The 20805-nt window shown below is 64.9% G+C and carries 13 protein-coding genes and 6 tRNA genes; 10 read left to right on the forward strand and 9 right to left on the reverse strand.

The features are described 5' to 3' along the window. Positions 1 to 65: 65 nt before the first annotated feature. The 5 genes from dnaJ to ABFE16_16905 form a co-directional block, all read right to left on the reverse strand. Positions 66 to 1184, reverse strand: a complete 1119-nt coding sequence (dnaJ, locus tag ABFE16_16885; GenBank protein MEN6346981.1) for a molecular chaperone DnaJ — start codon at positions 1182 to 1184, stop codon at positions 66 to 68. A 141-nt stretch (positions 1185 to 1325) separates the two neighbouring features. Next, positions 1326 to 1748 carry an Hsp20/alpha crystallin family protein gene (locus tag ABFE16_16890; GenBank protein MEN6346982.1) on the reverse strand — a complete coding sequence of 141 codons (423 nt, stop codon included), beginning with the start codon at positions 1746 to 1748 and terminating at the stop codon, positions 1326 to 1328. Positions 1749 to 1801: 53 nt separating this feature from the next. Next, a complete protein-coding gene (locus ABFE16_16895) occupies positions 1802 to 2197 on the reverse strand; it encodes an Hsp20/alpha crystallin family protein (protein ID MEN6346983.1) in 396 nt (131 codons plus the stop codon). A 105-nt stretch (positions 2198 to 2302) separates the two neighbouring features. After that, the gene (dnaK, locus tag ABFE16_16900) at positions 2303 to 4192 is read right to left on the reverse strand and encodes a molecular chaperone DnaK (protein ID MEN6346984.1); all 1890 of its coding nucleotides are present in this window, start codon (positions 4190 to 4192) and stop codon (positions 2303 to 2305) included. Positions 4193 to 4367: 175 nt separating this feature from the next. After that, positions 4368 to 5369, reverse strand: coding sequence for a uroporphyrinogen decarboxylase family protein (locus ABFE16_16905; GenBank protein MEN6346985.1), 1002 nt, complete (start codon positions 5367 to 5369; stop codon positions 4368 to 4370). Between the two features lie 110 nt (positions 5370 to 5479). Here ABFE16_16905 and ABFE16_16910 point away from each other — a divergent pair. The 8 genes from ABFE16_16910 to ABFE16_16945 all read left to right on the forward strand — a co-directional run bounded on the left by ABFE16_16910 (position 5480) and on the right by ABFE16_16945 (position 9474). After that, positions 5480 to 5567, forward strand: a tRNA-Leu gene (locus ABFE16_16910). A gap of 28 nt (positions 5568 to 5595) precedes the next feature. Further along, positions 5596 to 5671: transfer RNA gene (locus ABFE16_16915), tRNA-Val, on the forward strand. 71 nt (positions 5672 to 5742) lie between these two features. Then, a tRNA-Gly gene (locus tag ABFE16_16920) sits at positions 5743 to 5818 on the forward strand. A gap of 112 nt (positions 5819 to 5930) precedes the next feature. Next, positions 5931 to 6006: transfer RNA gene (locus ABFE16_16925), tRNA-Gly, on the forward strand. Between the two features lie 89 nt (positions 6007 to 6095). Beyond that, positions 6096 to 6170, forward strand: a tRNA-Cys gene (locus ABFE16_16930). Positions 6171 to 6502: 332 nt separating this feature from the next. Continuing rightward, positions 6503 to 7933 (forward strand): hypothetical protein, encoded by a 1431-nt coding sequence (locus ABFE16_16935; GenBank protein ID MEN6346986.1) that lies wholly within the window; start codon positions 6503 to 6505, stop codon positions 7931 to 7933. 176 nt (positions 7934 to 8109) lie between these two features. Next, positions 8110 to 8196 (forward strand) — tRNA-Leu (locus tag ABFE16_16940). A gap of 273 nt (positions 8197 to 8469) precedes the next feature. Then, the gene (locus ABFE16_16945) at positions 8470 to 9474 is read left to right on the forward strand and encodes an endonuclease NucS domain-containing protein (protein ID MEN6346987.1); all 1005 of its coding nucleotides are present in this window, start codon (positions 8470 to 8472) and stop codon (positions 9472 to 9474) included. Between the two features lie 138 nt (positions 9475 to 9612). Here ABFE16_16945 and ABFE16_16950 read toward each other — a convergent pair whose 3' ends face one another. Continuing rightward, positions 9613 to 10938, reverse strand: coding sequence for a radical SAM protein (locus ABFE16_16950; protein MEN6346988.1), 1326 nt, complete (start codon positions 10936 to 10938; stop codon positions 9613 to 9615). Between the two features lie 352 nt (positions 10939 to 11290). On the opposite strand from ABFE16_16950, the gene ABFE16_16955 reads away from it, so the two are divergent. Then, on the forward strand, positions 11291 to 11992 hold the full coding sequence (locus ABFE16_16955) for a prepilin-type N-terminal cleavage/methylation domain-containing protein (GenBank protein ID MEN6346989.1): 702 nt from the start codon (positions 11291 to 11293) through the stop codon (positions 11990 to 11992). 131 nt (positions 11993 to 12123) lie between these two features. On the opposite strand, the gene ABFE16_16960 is transcribed toward ABFE16_16955, so the two are convergent. After that, complete coding sequence (locus ABFE16_16960; protein ID MEN6346990.1) at positions 12124 to 15531, reverse strand: hypothetical protein; 3408 nt, start codon at positions 15529 to 15531, stop codon at positions 12124 to 12126. 378 nt (positions 15532 to 15909) lie between these two features. Here ABFE16_16960 and ABFE16_16965 point away from each other — a divergent pair, with 378 nt between their 5' ends. Beyond that, positions 15910 to 17163: an MFS transporter gene (locus tag ABFE16_16965; protein ID MEN6346991.1), complete on the forward strand. Its 1254-nt coding sequence runs from the start codon at positions 15910 to 15912 to the stop codon at positions 17161 to 17163. A 9-nt stretch (positions 17164 to 17172) separates the two neighbouring features. Here the strand turns inward: ABFE16_16965 and ABFE16_16970 are convergent, their stop codons facing one another. Further along, the gene (locus tag ABFE16_16970) at positions 17173 to 18300 is read right to left on the reverse strand and encodes a Gfo/Idh/MocA family oxidoreductase (protein MEN6346992.1); all 1128 of its coding nucleotides are present in this window, start codon (positions 18298 to 18300) and stop codon (positions 17173 to 17175) included. A gap of 152 nt (positions 18301 to 18452) precedes the next feature. Then, positions 18453 to 20639, reverse strand: coding sequence for a hypothetical protein (locus ABFE16_16975; protein ID MEN6346993.1), 2187 nt, complete (start codon positions 20637 to 20639; stop codon positions 18453 to 18455). Positions 20640 to 20805 lie beyond the last annotated feature (166 nt).

The following is a 20805-nucleotide window of genomic DNA, read 5'->3' on the forward strand; positions in this document are numbered from 1 at the left end:
GTACACCTCGACTACGCCCCCAGCAGAGAATCGCCTTGCACACACAGCTTGGGCCGAGGCCGCGACTACAGCCCCTGCGGCAAGTCTGCTCGTGGGTCTTCTTCGGTCACCCGCTGCAGCTCCTCGAGCAGCTCTCGCTGCTCCTTGCTCAGCCGCCGCGGCGGAAGGATCGCAACGGTTACGAACTGATCGGAACGGCTCTTCGTTGCGGGCAGGACAGTGCCCTGACCCTTGAGGCGGAAGCGCTGGCCGCTCTTGGTGCCCGGCGGGATCCGCAAGGCTACAGACCCCTCCACCGTCGGAACCGAGATCCGTGCGCCGAGTGCCGCTTCGGTGAAGCTGATCGGTACCTCTACTTCGATATCGTCTCCCACCCGCCTGAAGAAGGGGTGGTCTTCTACCTTCATGACCAGGATCAGGTCGCCATCCGCTCCGCCACGTACACCCCGGGCGCCCTCACCGGCGAGTCGTATCTTGCTGCCGCTCTTCACACCGGCGGGGATGCGCACCTTGAGGCGTCGCTCGCGGAGGACCTCGCCGCCGCCACGGCACTTGGGGCACTGCGCCGTGATGACCTGACCTGCTCCCTGACACTGCGGGCAGGCGCCACCGAAACCGAAGAGGCCGGTGCTACGCATGCTCTGCCCGGTGCCGCCACAGGCGGGACAGGTCTGCGACTTGCCGCCCAGGCCGTCGCACTCCGGACAGCGGTCGGCGATGCTCAGCGTCAGCCCCTTCTCGCCGCCTCTCACGGCATCGGCAAAGCTGATGGGCAACTCGTGCGAGATCGTCTGTCCGCGCTCCGGGCCACGTTCAACCCGGGTGCGCTGTCGACCGGTGCCGCGCCGCAGGTCACCGAACAGGCTCCCGAAAATGTCCTCGAAGCTGCCGGCGCCGAAGTTCGTGTAGACGAAGTCTCCGAAGTCGCCGCCCTGCCAGCTTCCGCTCTGCTGAGCCTGCTGCCAGGCCTGCCCGTACTGGTCATACTTCGAGCGCTTCTCAGGGTCGCTGAGCACTTCGTAGGCCTGGCTGATGCGCTTGTAGCGCTCCTCCGAGGCCTTGTCCCCCGGGTTGACATCCGGGTGGTACTTGCGGGCAGCCTTCCGGTACGCCTTCTTGATCTCGTCCGCGGAGGCGCCCCTGCTGACACCGAGAAGTTCGTAGAAATCCGTTGCGTTATCCATAGGGTCGAGCCTGATTCACCTGTCGTGTGCACTGGAAACTTGCTCCGCGAAGGGTCCCCTGCGTCTTTGCCCTCGCACAGCTCTCCCTGCTCAGCCTGTCCTGATCGAAGCTCTCTCTGCGGCCTGGCGGAGGTGCTCGCTTCAGGCCTCAACCGGCACTTCCACCGGTCCCGAGGCCTGGGGGGCCACGCGTCCCACCTGCACCGTCAAGACCCCGTCCCGCAGCCTCGCGGTCACGGTGCCGACGTCGGCATCCGAGGGCAGTGCTACCGTCCGTGTGAAGGGACCGGACTGCCGCTCACCTCGCAGCACCTGTCCACTCTCGCGATCCGGAAGCGTCTTGCGGCCCGCAAGGTGAAGTGCCCCGTGCTCGGCATAGACCCGCAACCCCTCCCGGGAGACCCCCGGCAGATCCAACCGGATCAGGTATGAGTCGGCCGTGCGCGAGATATCCGTGGGCGGGTCGAAGCTCGGGGTAGTTGCCGGAGCTTCACGCCAGGCCCTGGCCTCGCGAAAGGCGCGGTCGAATTCGTCCTGGAGCTCGAGAAGAGTCCTCATCCGCATAGCCGGTCGTTCCTTGCCTTCGTCTCTGGAGCCGCTGGTGCAGTTCCTCGCAATCAGCGCTGCAGCACGATCGTGAGCACGCCCTCCTGCAGTTGTGCCTGAACCTCCCGGGGCTCGAAGGGAAGGCTGAAGGATCGCAGGAAGTCGCCGAAGGGCCGTTCAGCCTGGAAGAACTCCTCAGCCCGTTGGCTGCTCTCCCGTTCGCGCCGGCCACTCACCGTGAGCACCGTGCCTTCCAGCGTTACCTCGATCGCCTCTCGGGGCACTCCGCACACTTCCAACTGCACCGTCACGTCCCGCCCGGTAGCGAGGATGTCCGCCGCCGGTGTCCAGAGCCGATTGAGAGCCGAAGCTGGACGTGGCTCCGGGTAGGTCGCGTCCAGGAGGGCATGCAGGCGCGCCCGCAGTCGGTTCACTTCCTGAATTGGATCCTTCAGATTGCCTACCATCCTCAGTCAGCCTCGCCGTGCTCGCGGTACCAGGTCTGTCGCTGCCGCCCTCGTATGAGGGTCTTTTGCGAGAGGGGGCCGGCGATCTCACCGGCCCCCTTCAGGTTACTTGTCTTCCGCCTCGAACTCACCCTCGATCACGTCGTCGCCACCGGCAGCTCCTCCAGCGGCGCCGCCACCGACGGGGCCACCTGTGGTACCCTCGGCGGCTTGCTCCTGCGGCTGACCGGCCCCTGCTCCGGCTGCCTCATACATCCGCTGCGAGACCCGGGAGAACTCCTGGTTCGCGGCATCAATGGCTGCTCGGATTGCGGCAGCGTCATCGCCCTTGGTCGCCTCGCGCAGGGCCTCGATCTTGCCCTGGATGGCCGTCTTCTCCTCCGCAGCCACCTTGTCGCCCAGTTCGTTCAGCGTCTTCTCCAGCTGGTAGGCGACCTGGTCGCCGTGGTTGCGTGCCTCTGCGAGCTCCTTGAAGCGGTCGTCCTCCGACCTGTGCGCGTCAGCCTCCTGGACCATCCGCTGCACGTCGTTGTCGGTGAGCTGGCCGGAGCCGGTGATCGTGATGGACTGCTGCTTACTCGTGGCCTTGTCGACTGCCGATACGTTCAGAATCCCGTTGGCGTCGAGGTCGAAGGTCACCTCAATCTGCGGCAGACCACGCGGAGCCGGCGGGATACCGGTCAGATGGAACCGGCCCAGCGACTTATTCTGACTGGCCCGCGGGCGCTCGCCCTGCAGCACGTGCACTTCCACCGTCGTCTGCATGTCCGAGGCCGTGCTGTAGATCCGGCTCTCACGGGTCGGGATGTTCGTGTTGCGCTTGATGACGACGTCCATCACGTCGCCCAGGGTCTCGACGCCCAGCGTCAGCGGCGTGACGTCCATCAGAACGATGTCTTGCACCTGGTCGCCGGCGAGGACTGCGCCCTGGATCGCCGCACCAACGGCGACCACTTCGTCCGGGTTGATGCCCTTCTTGGGGTCCTTGCCGGTAAGGCTCTTGACCAGATCCTGCACCTTCGGGATACGGGTCGATCCACCGACCAGGATCACCTCATCCACGTCGCCGTACTTGAGGCTGGCGGCCTTCATCGCGTCCTCAACCGCGACCCTCGTCTTCTCAATCAGGTCGCTGATGAGCTCCTCGAGCTTGGCCCGGGTAAGGGTCATCTCTAAATGCTTGGGCCCCTCGCCCTCTACCGAGGTGATGAAGGGCAGGCTGATGGAGGTCGTGACCTGCGTCGAGAGCTCGCACTTGGCCTTCTCCGCGGCCTCCTGGAGGCGCTGATGAGCCTGACGGTCCTTGCGCAGGTCGACACCGTTCTCCTTCTGGAACTCGTCTGCCAGGTAGTTCACGATGCGCTGGTCGAAGTCGTCGCCACCGAGGCGGGTGTCGCCGGAGGTCGCCAGGACCTGGTAGGCGTCGCGCTCCTCGGTGCCAATCTCCACTTCCAGGATCGATACGTCAAAGGTGCCGCCACCGAGGTCGTAGACCATGATGGTGGCTTCCTTCTTGTCGGCCTTCCAGCCGTAGGCCAGCGCTGCTGCCGTCGGCTCGTTGATGATTCGCAAGACCTCAAGGCCCGCGATCTCGCCGGCCTGCTTCGTAGCGGTACGCTGCGTGTCATCGAAGTACGCCGGGACGGTCACGACCGCCTGGGTCACCGGCTCGCCCAGATAGGCCTCTGCATCGGCCTTGAGCTTGCTCAGGATCATGGCCGAGATCTGCTCCGGCGAGTACTCCTTGCCGTCGATCGTCGCGCGGTCACGGGTCCCCATCTTCCGCTTGATCGAAGCGACAGTGCGCTCCGGGTTCAGGACTGCCTGACGCTTGGCGCTCTGCCCAACGAGGCGCTCCCCTGTCTTCGAGAAACCCACAACCGAAGGGGTCGTCCGAGCTCCGTCTGCATTCACAATGACGGTTGGCTCGCCGGCCTCAACGACGGCAACGCACGAGTTCGTGGTTCCGAGGTCGATTCCCACTGCTTTTGCCATGGCACGTCACACCTTTCAGCACGCCGCGGCTTCGCCCAGAACCGGCCGAAAGCCGACTTAGAGGTCAATGGCGGACAGGTCCACCCCGCCTTACTGACTGGCATTATAAGGGTTGAGTGCATTACTGTCAAGGTGCTTTACAAGATAAGCCGGAACTCGTCCACCAGCCTCCCGCTTACCCGCCCGACCTCATCCCAAACATCGCCTCAAGGTTCGCCCGCGGGGTTCCCGGCGGCACCTCGCATCCCGCTGCCAGGATGTAGGGGTCGCCCAAAACCCGGTGACTGCGCTCGCAGGCCCGACGAACCACTTCCGGCGTGGCGCTGTACAGCTCGCTCACCGGGTGGAAGTTGCCCATCAGGATCGTCCGCGGGCCGAGCAGCTCCCGGGCATGGGTGATGTCGCAGGGGTGATCCAGCTCCACGATCTCAGCGCCGGCCTCAGCCAGATAAGGCAGTAGGTGGGTCGTGTTGCCACAGATATGCAGCCGCGTGAAGGCCCCGGCTTCGCGAATCGCGGCCACGATTCGCTGCTCGCGAGGCAGGATCAGGCTACGGTAGATCTTGGCGGAGACCAGCGAGGCAGCCGCATCGCCCACACCAATGAAGTCGGCCCCGGCCTCGATTTGCGCCCGGGCGAAGGCGATCTCCATCTCGGTGACCCAGTCGAAGACCTCCTCCACCCAGGCGGGGTCATCATATAGGTCCATCATGAGCTGCGACATCCCGCGCAGGTCGACGGCTTCGGCCATCGGTCCCTCGACCCAGCCAAGAATCGGTACTTCTCCTCCCACCTGCTCGCGGAACAGTGCACAGGCCTTCACCCGGTCGGTCATTCGTCCGCCGCCCAGTGGATCGGGCCTCTGCAGGCCACCCAGTGCGGACCTGTCTGCGAGAACCAGCTTGCGGGCTCGCGGCGGCGCGTTGTCGTAGTACTCGAGTTCGGCTCCGCAGTCGGCCGTCTCGCGCACGGGATCGGAGCAGCACGAGACACAGTCGATGCCGAACTCCTCGACGAGGCGGAGCTGGCAGCGCACGAGTACGCGGAAGTCCCTTACGTAATCGGCATAGCTCTCCCGCTCCATCTCGGCGGAGTACATCATAAGGATGGGCATGGCCAGGAGTCGGTCGAGGGGCTGTCCGGCAAGCAGTGCGCGGGTCATCTCGAAGGGGTTCATGAGCGGGCCTCGCAGGTGTGAGAGGAGTACGTGCCTTCGCCATTGTACCACGACCAAAGCACAAAAGGCCTTGACGGGCCTTCGGCGTGTTCTCTATAATGTCGGTCACCGCCGAGGTGGTGGAATTGGCAGACACGCTAGCTTGAGGGGCTAGTGCCCATCACGGGTGTGCGGGTTCAAATCCCGCCCTCGGCACCAATATGCGATCCTTTGATAAACTGCAGTGGGGCGGTTAGCTCAGCTGGCAGAGCGCTACCTTCACACGGTAGAAGTCGCAGGTTCAAGTCCCGCACCGCCCACCACTCAACAGCGCGCGGCAGGCCGCCTGCCGTTTCGCCTGACACCGGAGCCGGATTACGCGCCGGTGCGGCAAGCGGGAATAGCTCAGCTGGTAGAGCATTAGCTTCCCAAGCTAAGGGTCGCGGGTTCGAATCCCGTTTCCCGCTCCATGCAGTCAACAGTCCAGAGATCCTCTGGCCCAAGGGGTCAAGGGGTATTGTGGTCCTCTGGGTTTGATGCTATAATCGCGGCGTCCGTCGCAGTGGACTGCCCACACAACGAGCGGGAATAGCTCAGCTGGTAGAGCGCCTCCTTGCCAAGGAGAAGGTCGCGAGTTCGAGTCTCGTTTCCCGCTCCAAATGATTGATAGAGGCGGGCCGGGCAATCTCGGCCCGCCTTATAATATGTGCCGACGCTCGACCTTCAGGCGTCGGATCTCCCTTCCGGGGCGGCATAGCCAAGTGGTAAGGCGGCGGTCTGCAAAACCGCTATTCAGGGGTTCGATTCCCCTTGCCGCCTCCATTTCTTTTTGTCCTGAGGTTATGAACGGCCGGGGTTGTCAAAAGGTGTAGTGGGCGGGCACAGTGAACCCTTCCTGGCGGGGCCCTCAGCCCCGACAGTCCCAGAGTGATCCCATCTGAGCCCCGCCCCGGCGGGACCGGGGCAAAGGGGCAGCGTCACGACGCGGCCTCCATTAGTGGTTCTCGCCTCCGGCGGAGCATGGGGTCCCCAGGCGCCCTGTCCAGTCCCACACACAAGTCGCACCTGAACCATCCCATGGATCACACTCGAAGTCGGCGCCAACGAAGCCGAAGGACCCACGGCCGCCGACGGAATACTTGTACGGAGGGGTAATGACCATGCTGGCCAGCAACAGGTGGCACCTTCCCATCGCAGCACGCTGGCGCGTCTGGAGCCTGGCGCTCGCCGCCGCTTTCGCCCTGCCCTGTGCGGTTCAGGCCTGCTCGCCCGACATGCTCCCGTCCCCTGGGCTGTGGACCTACTTCAACCAGAAGATCTACGAGAAGAACTCCTCGCTCATCTACGAAGAAGACACCGACCACGACGGCGTCAATGATTACCGCATCTTCCGCAACAACCAGGACGGCACCCTGGTGGACCTTCGCCTCAAGCCCGGAGCCAACGGGATGGTCCCCGATGTAGTCGTCGTCCACGAGAAGAGTCAGGACAAGAAGAACTGGGTCTACGGGTTCTCCAAGAAGGGCGATGGCCAGATCGACATGATTGTTCGTGGCCAGTACGCCGAGAACAAGTGGAACCAGATGATCTATGACTCCGAGCACGACAACAAGGCCCACACCTTCCTCGCCGACAGCGACGAGAACGGCGTCTGGGACTGCATGGGTGTCAGCACCAACGGCGACGGTCGCTTCGACTACCTCTACGACCTCGACAACAAGACCGGCGCCGTCATCAACGAGACCATCGGCTGGGTGACCTTCAAGGAGCAGCAGCGCCGCGAGGCCCTGCCTCTGCTGTACTACTCCTTCGTCCCTGAGGTCAAGACTCTCAGCGGCGACCCGGCGACCATCGTCAGCTCCACCTGGGACTACGGCGACGAGACCGTCCGTCATCACGAATCCCTGGTCACCGGCGAGCACCCTTACAAGGGCGCCGGCACCTATGACGTCCAGCTCGACGTGGAGTTCAAGGTCGGCAACTCGGACAAGGTCTGGAAGGCCTGGTACGGGATCTCGCTGCCGGTCGTTGAGGGCCCCGCACCGGCGCCACCACTGACCGAAGAGATGATCCGCGCCTCCATCACGAACTTCTACGGCCTGTGCGGTCTGGTCACTTCCGACGAGCAGCCCAAGACCGGCACCATCGCCGAGCTGTGGCCGGGAGTGAAGACCCCCGAAGCCGCACCGATGGGCAAGGCACTGCGTGTCAGTGCAGCCGCCCCCGGCACCCTCGATCTCGGCGTGATGTGGTGGCGCAATGAGGCCGAGGCCAACGCCTTCCTCGACAGCCTGGCCGCAACACCCGGCATCGAGACTCAGCTTCCCGCCGCCGTGGTGCGGATGGAGTCGGCGCAGCCCTTCGAGGTCGTGAGCAAGGTGCGCGCGAAGCTGCTGGACAGCGAGAAGGACAAGGTCCGCATCGCCGCCTGGCGTGAGGGCGGGTTCATCATCACGCTGACGAGCAACATGCCGGCCACCGAGGTGCAGCGCTGGACGAGGCTGCTGTACGAAGTCCTCCATCCGGCCCCGGCGAAGGCTCCGGAGACCGCGACACCCGCGGCCACGACGACTACCAGCGGTTAGTAGATGGTAAACAAGAAGGGGCCGACCCACCAGGGCCGGCCCCTTTTGCGTACGTGGACGCTGGACCTTGTGATACACTGATGTGCGAAGTGGGCTGTGCCGATCGCCCACCGCGCGCTGCTCTCCCGGTCGCACGGAACGGGCTGCTCTCCCGGTCGCAGGGAACAGGTTGCTTTGCCGGAGTGGCGGAACAGGCAGACGCATGGGACTTAAAATCCCAGGTCCCTTGGGGCGTGGGGGTTCGAGTCCCCCCTCCGGCACCAGAGAGACATCGAAACGGCCCAGAGGTCAACGCCTCTGGGCCGTTTGTGGGTTCTGCGGCCCTGCACTGGGCAGACCGCCAAGGCGCGGAAAGTCAGGACGCATATGTAGACGGAGGTAATGTTTGGGCTAAGGAGAAGGAATGAGTTGTCGATTATCAGATACGTACACGGCGCGGCGCCCGGACGCCCTCTTGCGCCTCGATGGGAACTCGGTGTTCTGGCATTCCCATCGAACGCCTCTGCCCCCCAAGGGCCGCCAACTGGAGGGTCGCGATGGGAACCGAAATCAAGGTCTGGCAGGTGCGAGACAAGGCCCTGGTGCCGCTGGAGCAGACGATGGCCGCTGCCGGTCGCAAGGAGACCGTGGACCTCGAGGAGTGGATACTGAGCGAGCCAGCCATTCTGGGTGACGACATCGTCATCATCGGGTCACAGATACAGACCCGCTCGGGGCCGCTCGATCTGCTAGGCATCGACTTTGCGGGGAATACCGTCATCGTAGAGCTGAAGCGAGACATGATCCCGCGAGAAGCTGTGGCTCAAGCGATCGACTACGCCTCTGACGTCGCGGCATGGGATGTGGCCCGATTGGGTGAAGAGTGCCTGAAGTTCCGCCAACAGCCGCTGGACGACTACCTGCTTGAGAACCTCCCTGACGAGGTTGCACTCGATGCCCTGTTGCTCAATCGGAGCCAAAGAGTGCTCCTTGTTGGGACGGCCATCGAGGAGTCACTGCAGCGGATGATTGAGTGGCTGTCTGGGACCTACCAGATGCCGGTGAATGCGCTGCTGCTGCGGTACATCCGCACCGAGAGCGGCGAGGAACTCGTCGCACGTACGATGGTCATCCCCGAGGAGGTCGAGCGGCAAGCCGCGAAGCAGCGACGCGGCTTCCAGATGGACGACACGCCAGGGACCTTTGAGGACGAAGAGCTCAGAGAGCAGCTGACCGCCTACCTTCGCGAGGATAGGCCAACGCCGCGCCGTATCCGTACCGTTCTGCTTCCTCTCTGCCTTGACCACCAGCCTGTGAGCAGGGAAGAGATCAAGCAACGGCTCATCGCGCAGGAAGAGGCGGAGAGCGAGACCCAGGCGGGTCACGTGCTCAGCACCATCTCTCGCGAGCTGGGGATGCCAACGCGCGCCTACTTGCGGCAGGTGATCCGGTACCAGAAGCCTGAGGAGTGGCTGAAGGACAACTACTGCATAGACGACACCCACAAGGAGCTGGTCAAGGGCGTGCTGGCGGAGCTTACAGCGGAGGTCTCGGCCAGTTGACTTGACCGAGCCGACTGCGGTCGTCTGCCCATCAGGACTGCGCTCGGGTAGACCAGACAGACATCAAAACCGCCCAGAGGCCAAGGCCTCTGGGCGGTTTGGGGTTCTCTATGAGCGGCTGTCGAAGACGCCTCTCCCCTATTCGTCCGGGAAGCCGTGGTGGACGCAGGTTGAGTGCTTGAAGTCGCCCGACAGGCCCAGCTTGCCACCAGGGAGTGCTACCGGTCCGCAGCCGCAGACGAAGGCCCGCGGGTCCTGACCCAGTTCCTCACCCAACTCCTCCCACATCTGGGGTGTCTCCGTGCTGATGTACAAGAGCACGTCCTTGTCCCAGCGTCGGATCTCCCGGATCAGGAAGCGGTAGATCTCCTTCCGCACCGACGGCGGGAAGGGACCGCTCCGCACTCCGCGCATTTCCTCCTCCGAGGCGTTCAGCGCATCGACGAACTCAGGATCAAGCTCGTCCATCGCCAGCCGGTCGCGCAGCGATGGAGCGTCCATCCACATCACAACCGTCATGCCGATTGACTCCGGCCGCACCTTCTCCAGCATCTGCTTGATCGTCGCGGCGTAGTCCTCGCGCCAGTTCCGCGTCGGCACGATGGGCTTGAACTTGAACCGCACCGACACGCCCATCTCCTGACAGCGCCGGGCGGCCTCGATGCGCTCCTCGGCAGTCGCAGCTCCCGGCTCCTGGGTGCGGGCCGTTGCTGCACCGGTCGTGCTCCAGACTCCTGCGATGTGCTTGCGGTACTTCGGCTCGATGTCCGCGAGCCACTCCACGTTGGCCGACTTGGTGTGGAAGTAGATGTAGCGGTCGCCCAATTCCGCGCACTTGCGGCTCACCAGGTCGAAGATCCCATACTCGGGCTCGAAGGCGATGTGGTCTGCGTCCCAGGCGATCATGCGGAAGCACTTCTGCCAGGGGTTCTCGCGCATCACGGGCTCGACCACCTGGTCCACGTAATCCTCCACGTTGAGCCCCATCGCGATGTACTTGCCGTTCTTGCCGCGATTGCAGTACTGGCAGCCGTGTGGGCAACCGGACTGCGTCCCAAACTCCCAGGCGGTCCAGCAGACGAGGTTGGACTCCTCGTCGAACTGGCGCTTGCGCCGCCACTTGGTGCGGAAGCCTCCGTAGATGTCATCGACCCAGTGACGTGGGGTTCCCTCCGGGCAACGCGCCAGCAAGGCGTCGAGGTCGATGGGCTCCTCCTGGAGGCGCTGGAGAGTGAAGATGAAGGGACGGGTCCAGTGGATCGGGATCCCCTCCGGCGCTTCGGCGGGCGGCCACAAGGACTGCAACTCGGCCACGACCTCGGGCAGGTTCTCGTCGGTGATGATCTTCAGTTGGTCGCGCGGGATGTTCAGCGCTTCGAGCATCCGCCAAAGGCGGGCGGAACCGGCGGGATGATCCAGGGCACGATCGAGGGCGTAGACGCCCAAGGGCTTGAAGGGGTACATGCGACGCTCCTTGGCAAGAGGGAGGCGAATGGCACGACACGCAGGGGCGTTGTTTCGCGGTTCAGAAGGCCGCGACCTTCGGGGCGGTCGCTGCCTCCTCGCGTCAGGGGGGCTTAACTTCCTGCTAGCCCCCGCATAACCAGGAGCCAAGAGGGCATCGGTAGACTCATGCCGACAGTGACGCGTGCCGTAGCTGCAAGGGCCCGGCGGCTCGGCAAGCTTTCGCCGAGGCCCTCGACGGCCGCAGGGAAAATGTTAAGAAATCGGAAGGAGTATGGTGATACGCGTTGAAGGGAGTTGACGTTGTTCCTAACACCCGTCGTCCAGACGATGAAAGCAGAAGGTGATAGCGATGCGCAAAGGGTTTACGTTGATCGAGCTGCTTGTCGTGATTGCCATCATCGCCATCCTGGCCGCAATCCTGTTTCCCGTCTTTGCGAGGGCACGGGAGAAGGCCAGGGCAACCGCCTGCACGTCCAACATCAAGCAGTTATGCATGGGCTTCCTGATGTACGCCAACGACTACGATGGGAAGCTGTACTCGTACAACGCTTCCCAGGTGGACCCCGAGTACGCCGGCCGATGCTTCTGGTTCAAGGCGATGCCCTACGTGAAGAACGCCGCTGTCTACGACTGCCCGACCAGCCCCGATGAGTGCGCCTTCACAACCCCGATGCAGTGGGCCACCTCTTACGACGGCAACTACGGCTACAACTACGACGGTCTCGAGGGGAGCAGCACGAACCTCTACAGCCTGCCGTATCCGGCAGAGACCTACATGATCTTCGATAGCGGCGACACCTCCGTTCGCGTCGGCACCAATGACTGGGCCGGTCTCATGGAGGAGCTTGACCTCGATTGGGACTCCCAGGCCGAGGGTCCGAACCGCCACAACATGGGTGTGAACGTCGGCTTCACCGACGGACACGTGAAGTGGCTGGGCCTGATGACCTTCCTCAAGCGCAACGGCAAGAACCGCGTCCCGCCGTGGAACATTGCCTGGGACGACAACCCACCTGCCAGCGACGGCACTGTTCCCTATCCCAACCGGTAGGGCGTTCTGTCTGACGGGTCATGACGCAGCGACGAAGCACACAAGACAAGCCCCGCAGGATCACCCTTCGCAAGAGGGGTTGCCTGCGGGGCCTTTTTGTGCTGCGAACAACGCTACCCCCCGGGCAGCCCCTACTTCGGCGCCGGGACCAGGTCCAGCAGTTGCCCGCCACGCAGGAGCTTCACACAAGCCAGAGTCGGCGCCTGGGTGAGGTCGAGGGTGTGCAGTCCGGGCCTGGCCTCCTGGGTTAGCAGCTCCTTGCCCTTGGCGTCGGCGAGGATCAACCGGTCGCCGGCCTGCACTCTGGTTAGCGTCACCTGCAGTTTGTCGCCCTCCTTCGTCGCCAGGATCAGTCGCGGAAGCACCGCAAGGCAGGCCACGTCGTCCCTCTCCAGGTACAGCGACACTCGCCCTTCGACGACGGGCAGCTCCTCGCACCGGAGCAGTTCCACCACGTGCCGGTCAGCGCCCACAGCGAGGGCCAACGCCGGCCCCTCGAAGGTATGCCCGAAAGCGTTGTACAGGTGGTACAGCGTCTTGCCCGCTCCAGCAAAGCGGTTGCAGTACAGGTAGGGCTGCAGCGTCGGCAGGAGAGGGTAGCTGTCCCGGCCCTGGTAGACGTCCTCGTTCTCCTTGAGGGTCACGTACATGTTGGCCGGGAAGTAGCGGCCGAAGGACTCGACAGCATTCCAGAACTTCTTCCGGCTCAGCGGGTCGGCGCCCTGGTGGTCGAGCTCGTAGGCCTTGCACTCGGGGAAGTAGAAGCGCTGCAGGTTGCACTCCAGCGGCCGCAGCGGCGACTTCTGCACCGTCATGTCATAGGTGATGCAGCCCTCGAGGTACTGCATCAAGTAGTCGTAGCCCGGGTGCTCCGTGGTCAGCACCAGCCCCGGCCTGACCTTGTCCATCTCGGCGTGAACCATCTTTGTGGTCTCGGCGACCGCCTTCTGCCACTGGGTGATTCCCGGCTCGGCGAAGGTGTGGTGGTGAGTCGGACTGTAGCAGGCCCAGCCGCGATGACCGTACTCATCCAGTCGGATACCGTCGGCTCCGGTCTCCCGCATGACTCGGCCCATTGCGGTCGCAACCCACTCGCGCACCTCGGGGAGATCATGGCAGGGATTGTAGACTTCGTAGGCGGTGCTGAGCTTGTCCGTCTCGTCGATCACTCCCCACTCCCTGCCGTGAGCGAGGCCGGTCTTGGAGGTGAAGTCGACGCGGAAGGGGTCGGTGTAGAGGGTTGTCAGAGCGCCCATGCCCTGATAGGTCTTGACCGCCTGCTGGAAGGCGGGCAGTCCACCGAAGCGCTCGTTGTAGCCGTCGTAGTCTCCCGGCTGGTCGTTCCACATCCTCTTGCCGGTGACGGGGTCGGTGACGAAGTAGCCGCTCCACTGCTTGATCTGCGCCGGGGTGAGGACCTTGTCGAGCTCCTCGAAGGGCGTGCCGAAGGGCCCCAGCGGGGACCAGTCCCACCAACTCATCAGCTCGGTGCAGTCAGTGTTCGGTTGGATGAAATCGGTGCGGTACTTACCGTCCTTGAACAGGAAGCTGGTGCCCCAACCGGCGGCGATCATGTTGTGGATGCTCTTCAGCCGCGAGGGGTACGGGCGGAAGGCCCAGACCGAGTGCGCCCATCGGGCATAGTCGGCCATCGCCGTGTGCCAGTCACCGGCATGGGCTGTGAGCACCGCCGGAGCCGGACTGAAGGATCCGCCCGCTGGTCGGGTCCGGCGCAGGTACTCATAGGCGAAGGAAGTACCCTCGACGGCCTCCAGCGGTCCGGGCTTCCACTGGTACTCGGACTTGACCCGCATCGACAGGATCTCCTGCCCCACTTCTGTTTCTCCGGCGACGTACTTGCGCAAGGCAAGCACCTTGTGCCACCCCTCGGCATCATCGGCGCGCACGGACAGGCCGCCTCCGAGTTGCGGGCTGTACAGGTCCATCACCTGGTACAGCGCCTCGTGATCGCCGTAGCCGCGACGGAGGCTGGAGGGAGTGTCGGCGATGATCCCGCCGCCCCAGGGGTAGAAGTAGTAGTCGTCCTCGGCCTGGGGTGAGACGGCCAGCCCGGCCAGGTGCGGGAAGGCCAGCTTGAAGTCGACCGACTGCGGCCCGACATTGGTGAGGCGGAAGCTGAGCCGCAGACCGGAGGCATCGACCGAGGCCTCCAGAAGGCCGCGCAGAGTCACGGCGGCGTCAGTCAGGTCCATCTGCGCCGAGAAGCCGGTGCCCTTCGCGGTCAGGCTGATGAGCTTGAAGTCGCGGCTGCCCGAGTAGCGCTTGTCCCCCACCTCGACCAGGAACAAGGCACTCGCCGAGGCATCGCGGACCATCTCGGTCTTCGTGACCGTGTTGTAGAGAGAAGCCAGTTGCAGGTGCTCGCCGCGCTGGAAGGTCGCTTTGAGGTAACCGCCACTGAGTGTGACTTCCTTCTCGCCGACCTGACACGCGGGCGTCAGCGCGGTCGGCACAGTCACGCTCTTCACCGCAGGCGTCAGGTTGATTGGCTTCGGCTGGGGATGGTACGAGCGGCTGCCTCGCAGGGTCACGCTTTGGAGAGTTGCCGGACCTCCGGTGGCGGTGATGAGAAGACCTGCGGGCTGCAGACTCCGTCCGGCAGGCAAGTCCATCGGTGCTCCCGTCGCCGGCGCCATCCCCTTCGCCGCTGCACCGTCGGCAGCCATCCACTGCATCGTCAGCGCACCGCTGCCGGTGATCGAGGCCCTTAGCGGCTCCAACTGATCCAGCGCCTCGGGTCGCCACTCGACTCGCACCACCTGCCCCGGCGCGAGCTTCAGGCCTTCGGCATCCACCTTGGCCCCGCGTGCTCCGGCATAGACGATCAGGCCGGTGGAGTCCGTGATCGCCGCGCCCGGCTGCCACTTCACTTCGAACTGCGTCGGCTTGGTCAGCAGGTAGAGGCGGATCATGTACTCGCCGTTGCCGCCGGGGATCGTGAGGCGATCCTGCGTCCACGTCTTGCTGTCGAAGGTGACGCTGCTGTTGCCGCGCTTCTCGGTGTTGTCGATTCCGAGGTACAGGTAGTCGTCGCCCTTGGAGTCCGGCGACTTGCGCACCAGGATCTCGTTGGCCCCGTGGACGAACTCCTCGCGCGGAAGGGCGAAGTCGAACCAGCCGATGCTGGGCGGCTTGTTCTCGAGGAAGACCGGCGCGCCGCCGCTGGTCGGGAACTCATGGACCTTCCCGTTGACCACGATCTGGTAGCTCTCGTCGAGGCCGTTGGCGGCTGGAAGATCGTGCCAGGAGTAGTCGCGCACCATGAAGTACACCGCGAGACGCAGCTGCACGACGCTGCCCCAAACCGTCTCCGGCACCGCACCGGTGTCGAGGACTTTCCTGGCCTGGTACTCGCCCCGGTTCATATGGGTGATGCCGTTGGTCATGCCACCCCAGGTGCCGGCGTCATCATGAACCTCATAGACGCCCTCAGTTACGGGCGTGACGAGAGAAGGCACAGCGAAGGTGAGCGAGGTAGTGAGTGCAAGGCAAGCGACGAGGAGCAGTCTGTACAGCATGAGGATGCACCTCCAAGGGCTGCGGTCGTGACCCTCGCAGCTTCGGCAGTCGTGGGTCCGGCACCTGCCTTGGAGGGGCTGGCCCGCGACCGGCAGAAGCTGTCGGGCAGTTTGACTCGGGCTTCCCATCGCGGTATCATCCGCCTCGCGCGCACAAGCGCTCCAGGGGAAGGCGCGAACGCCCGGTCGGTCGAGCTTGCTGACACCGCCGAGGGCCCCTCAGCCTCCTCTGATCCTCGCTGACTCACTCGCAGTGGCGTCCGCAGGTCGCGCTACGACTTTGGTCTCGGGCACCGGCAAGACGGCCGACCAGCCGTACGCATCATGCCCGCCGGAGGCGTCGCGAACCTCACGTGTCTGTGGGGGTAAGGTGGGAGTATGCCAGACACTGAAAGAGCCGCCGGAGCGGCCCAAGAGCCTGACCTTCCGGCAAAGGGCGGCTGGGATCGCCAGACCTGGGCCGTTGTCTTCTCCGGCTTCTGCGCCTTCCTCGGACTGTACGCCACGCAGCCGCTGCTGCCCCTGCTGGAGGAGTACTTCCATCTCGGCAAAGTGGCAGTGAGCCTCACGGTGACTGCTGCGACGGTCGGGGTCGCGATCTCGGCTCCGCTGATCGGGACCGTGGCCGACCGTCTCGGGCGCAAGCGCGTCATCGTCGGATCGGCCTGTCTGCTGGCACTCGCCACGCTGCTTGACGCGACGGCAACCAGCCTGCCGACCCTCGTCTTCTGGCGCTTCCTCCAGGGCGTGTTCACCCCGGGTGTGTTTGCCGTCACGGTCGCTTACATTCAGGAGGAGTGGGCGGGGAAAGGCGCAGGACGGGCAACCGCAGCCTATGTCACCGGCACGGTCATCGGCGGCTTCGCCGGTCGGATGACCTCCGGTCTGATTGCGAGCCACGCCGACTGGCACCTGGTCTTCGTCGCTCTCGGCGCTGCGAGTCTGGTCGCTGCGGTCGTACTTCATGCCTGGCTACCCAGGGAGCGTCGCTTCACGCGCAGTTCAGAGGGCGCGTCCCCGCTCGCGGCGGCGATCGACCATCTGCGCAACAAGCGTCTGATAGGGATCTTCGCCGTCGGCTTCTGTGTGCTGTTCTGCCTGCTGGGCACCTTCACCTACGTAACCTTCTACCTCGCAGCGGCACCCTTCAACCTCAGCCCGGCAGCGATCGGATCGCTCTTCGTCGTCTACCTCGTCGGCGCGGTGATCACCCCGCCCTGCGGCAGCAAGATCGACCGCTACGGCCACCGGACGGTCCTGGCCTTCGCCATCGGTTTCGCACTGCTGGGCGAGCTGCTGACGCTCTCGCACTGTCTCTGGGTCGTGGTGCTCGGGCTTGCTGCGGTCTGCTCGGGGGTGTTCGTCGCGCAGGCCGCTGCGAACAGCTACATCGGCCACGTCGCCGAGCACAGCAAGGCCCTCGCGGTCGGGCTGTACGTAACCTTCTACTATGTCGGCGGCAGCGTCGGCGCCACCTTGCCGGGCTGCGTATGGTCCCTGGGTGGATGGCCCGCCTGCGTCGCGCTGTTTGCCCTGGTCCAGATCATCACGGTGACGATCGCCCTGACGACCTGGCGCATCCCGACCGCCCTCACCTCGGGGGACGCCTACAGCGGAGTTCGACCGGACTAGCCCCGGCCCTCAGTCGAAGGCTGGGACCGGCACCACGGTGCCGCCCTTCATCGCCGACTCGTGGGCGCAGATTCCTGCGGCCGTCCAGTTCGCTGCCGTCACTGCGTTCACTCGCGCCGGGCGTCCCTCCAGGAGGCTCGACACGAACTCGTGCACCAGGTGCGGGTGCGAGCCGTGGTGTCCGCCTCCCTGCTCGAAGGAGAGATGGGTGTGGCGGCTTGTCGCCTTGAACCGCTGGGTGTGCTGGGCGATCTCCGGCGGCAGCAGGTCCTGGCGATCCGGAGCTGCCGGGCGAGTCGTGGTGAAGCGTCGCACCTCGCCGGGCACGACCGGTGAGGCCTCAAACAGCATCGGGTCCTCGGCCTCCATCTGCCACTCGTAGCACGCGTTCTCCCCGTAGACCACGAAGCTCTCCATGTAGGGCCGAGCGCAGTGGAAGAGCGTCCGCGTGACCTCGGCGGCCAGCCCCGGCTCGCCAAGTTCGAAGATCGCCGTCTCGACCGGGAAGGGGTTGCCATAGGGCTTGCGCAGCTCCTCCCGCATCACCCCCGAGCCGAGGGCTCGCACCGACACTGCCCGCGTATCGGCAAGGGCCAGGAGCGGCGACACAGCGTGCGTCGCATACCACATCGGCGGCAGTCCGTTCCAGTAGCTCGGCCAGCGCTCCATGTCCTGATAGTGGGCCCCGCGCAGGAATTGCAGGCGACCAAAGCGCCCCTGTCGCTGAAGCTCGCGTGCATAGAGGAACTGGCGGGTGTAGACCGCGGTCTCCATCATCATGTAGTTGCGGCCGGAGCGTCGCTGTGCGGAGAGGATAGCCTGCAGGTCGTCGAGGCTCGTGGCCATGGGCACCGTGCAGGCGCAGTGCTTGCCCGAGTCGAGCACCGCCACTGCCTGTCGAGCGTGGTCGGGGATGCCCGAGACCAGGTGCACCGCGTCGTAGTCACTCGCCAGCACCTGCTCCAGGTCGGTAAAGGTGTCGGCGAACTCGAAGCGTTCGGTGATGGCCTGCAGGCGGCCTTCGTTGCGCTCGCAGACTGCGACTCGACCAACCTGCGGATGATCGAGGTAGATGGCGGGGAAGCTCCCGCCGAAGCCCAGACCGACAACGGCGACGTCAATCTTGCCCTGTGTCATGAGTGGCTCCTGACTCTGCCGCCGGGGGCGTATCCGGGCTCTCGGCGGCAACTCTCGCCGGATTGACCGGCATGGCCCCGCGCACTGGTGCCGAGTCTGGTGCAGCAAGCGATGGGTATGTGAGCACTAAGGACCTGACAGTATGTGTCAGGTTAGGGCGTCGTCACCGTCGCTGTGAAGGACAGGTCGCCTGTGGGTGAGAGCCAGCGGAAGCCGTCCGGGGTCGAGGCGATTTCTGCGGGCTGGTCGGCGGTGATCGAGCCGAGTTTGTAGCCCTGCGGCAGGCGGAGGTGAATCGCCACCCACTGCGGAGGCTTGCGGTTGCCGAGGGTCACGTGCCCGGTCACGCGACCTGCCGACGGGTCATACTGGAACCGGTAGCTGACCTTGCCGAAGTCCGTCGGGGCGCCGCAGACCCCCACCGGTTCGCCCGAGGCCAACCACTCGCGATCCGTGCCGAGGGCAAGCTCGAGGCCCTCGCCGTCCTCCAGCACCAGACAGTCGCGCAGGCAGCGCACGACCGCCACCGGAGTCCACAAGTGCTGGCGGTCGCCGGTACACTCACTGCTTCCGGCCTGCTGCCCGCGCTCCTCACACCAGGTCACCAGCGGCGTCGCGTGATTCAGCGTCGCATACAGGTACCGGGCGGCAGCATCCCCGTTCTTGAGAGCAAGATGCGCCTCGGCCACGTTGTCGAGGGTGATCGCGACCCACATCCCTGTGGTCAGCCAGCCCGTGTTGACCGGGATGCCGCCGGGGCTCAGGTTGCTCTCGATCTTGCGCAGCGTGCCCTGAATCAGCTCGTGGTCGCCCGGCAAGATTCCGCAGGGCGTCAGGGCATTCAGCGCGCCCCAGCGGCTGCCGGAGGTCTTCTGCGGAACGCCGGGGATCCAGCGGTACCCGTCCTCGGTGATAGCTCCGCGCTCGACGGCCCGAAGGAGGTCTTCGAGCGCGGTCTCATAGAGGGTGGACAGCTCCGCCGCCTCTTCCTCCATGCCAAGGGTTCTTGCGGCTTCGACTGCGAGCTTGTCTGCGTAGACCGCCCAGAAGTTGTGCGGGAGGAAGAAGCCGTAGAGGTCGTCGTCATCCTTGAGGCCGCAGTCGCCCATTCCGCGAGGCATGAGACCATAGGTGAGCGGGCGGTCGGAACCGTCTCCCACACGAGTGCGGGCACGCTCGCGCTCCTGAAAGCGTGAACTCGCCAGGAGGTGCGGGAACAGCGAAGCCAGGAACTGGCGGTCGCCGGTCACGCAGTAGTGCCGCCAGGCTGCCCAGGCCTTGAAGCCCGCTCCACCCCACATCAGGTGACCCCATCCGCGCGGATCGGCCCAGTTGCCGTCCTCCTCCTGCATCTCCCAGCACATCCGGTAGCCGTCCTCGGCCTCGGCGTGGAGCCCCGCTTCGTCGAGAGCCACTGCCACGATCGCCGCCTCGAAGGCGTTCGGCGCCCGGTAGCACTCGGTCCCTGGAACCGCCGCAACGTACCCCTCGGCCACCGGCTCGCGCATGATGAACAGGTCGGCGAGGCAGGCGCGATAGGCGTTCAGGAGGCCAGAATCAGGGAGGCTGAAGGCGGTCGAACGACTCAGCAGCTCCTCCCACTCGTCACAGGCCGCCTGGGCCTCGGCCAGCCAGTCGTGCTCGCGCAGGGCATCGAGATCCGCCGCATAGCGCCGGTAGGGTCGCACGATCCAGCCCGTGCGGGTCTCGCCCGCAGGCACCTCCCACACCATCACCATCGACTTCGGACCGGGGGCCTTGCCGCTAGCTTCGAGGGAGTAGCTGTCGGCACCAAGACCAAGGACCAGCAGACGGTCGGCACGGTCGCCCCAGCCTGCCACGAGGTTATCGCCGACCCAGCGAGAGGGATCGACCCAGGCAGGGTTCTCGCCCCAGGCGCCCGAGTCGATGCGCAGCACGAACCGGTGTGGCCGGGTGTCGGTGTTGGTGACGGTCACCTGGGCCAGCATCGCGGTCTCTGCACCGAGGACCTTCAGCACCACGCAGCCCTGAGGGGATTCGTAGCTGTTGTACAGCGCCGGAAGGTATCCCGACAGGCGTGACCAGCCACTGCTCCCGATCGCCTCGCCGTCGATCTGCGGCGTCACAGTCAGCCGCCATCTCGTCGGCGGAGTCTGGAAGGCGGCCAGCGGGTAGTGGGTGAGGTCGTCGGTGGTCCAGGCGATCTTCAGACTGCCGGGCTGCAGGTCGAGTAGGGTCCGGTCGCTGCTATCCGGCCGCCCCACGGTCAGTCGATGCGGCGTAGCAAAGGCATAGGAGAAGTCAATGCGACTCGTCTCGCTCTGTGGGGCTGGTCCAAGGTCGGCAAAGGCCTTCATGGTTGCCTCCGGGGGAAGTGACGGCTCCTGTCGACTCTTCCTGCTTGAGGGCGGAACGGCACCTCACCCCCCGAGCCCCCTCTCCACGCAGTGGCGAGGGGGAGTCAAACGACATCGAGAGGAGGCCCACCTAGGCCCTCGGCATCCTCTTCCCCAGAGGGGCAAG

This window comes from Armatimonadia bacterium, assembly GCA_039679385.1.
Lineage (GTDB): Bacteria > Armatimonadota > Zipacnadia > Zipacnadales > JABUFB01 > JAJFTQ01.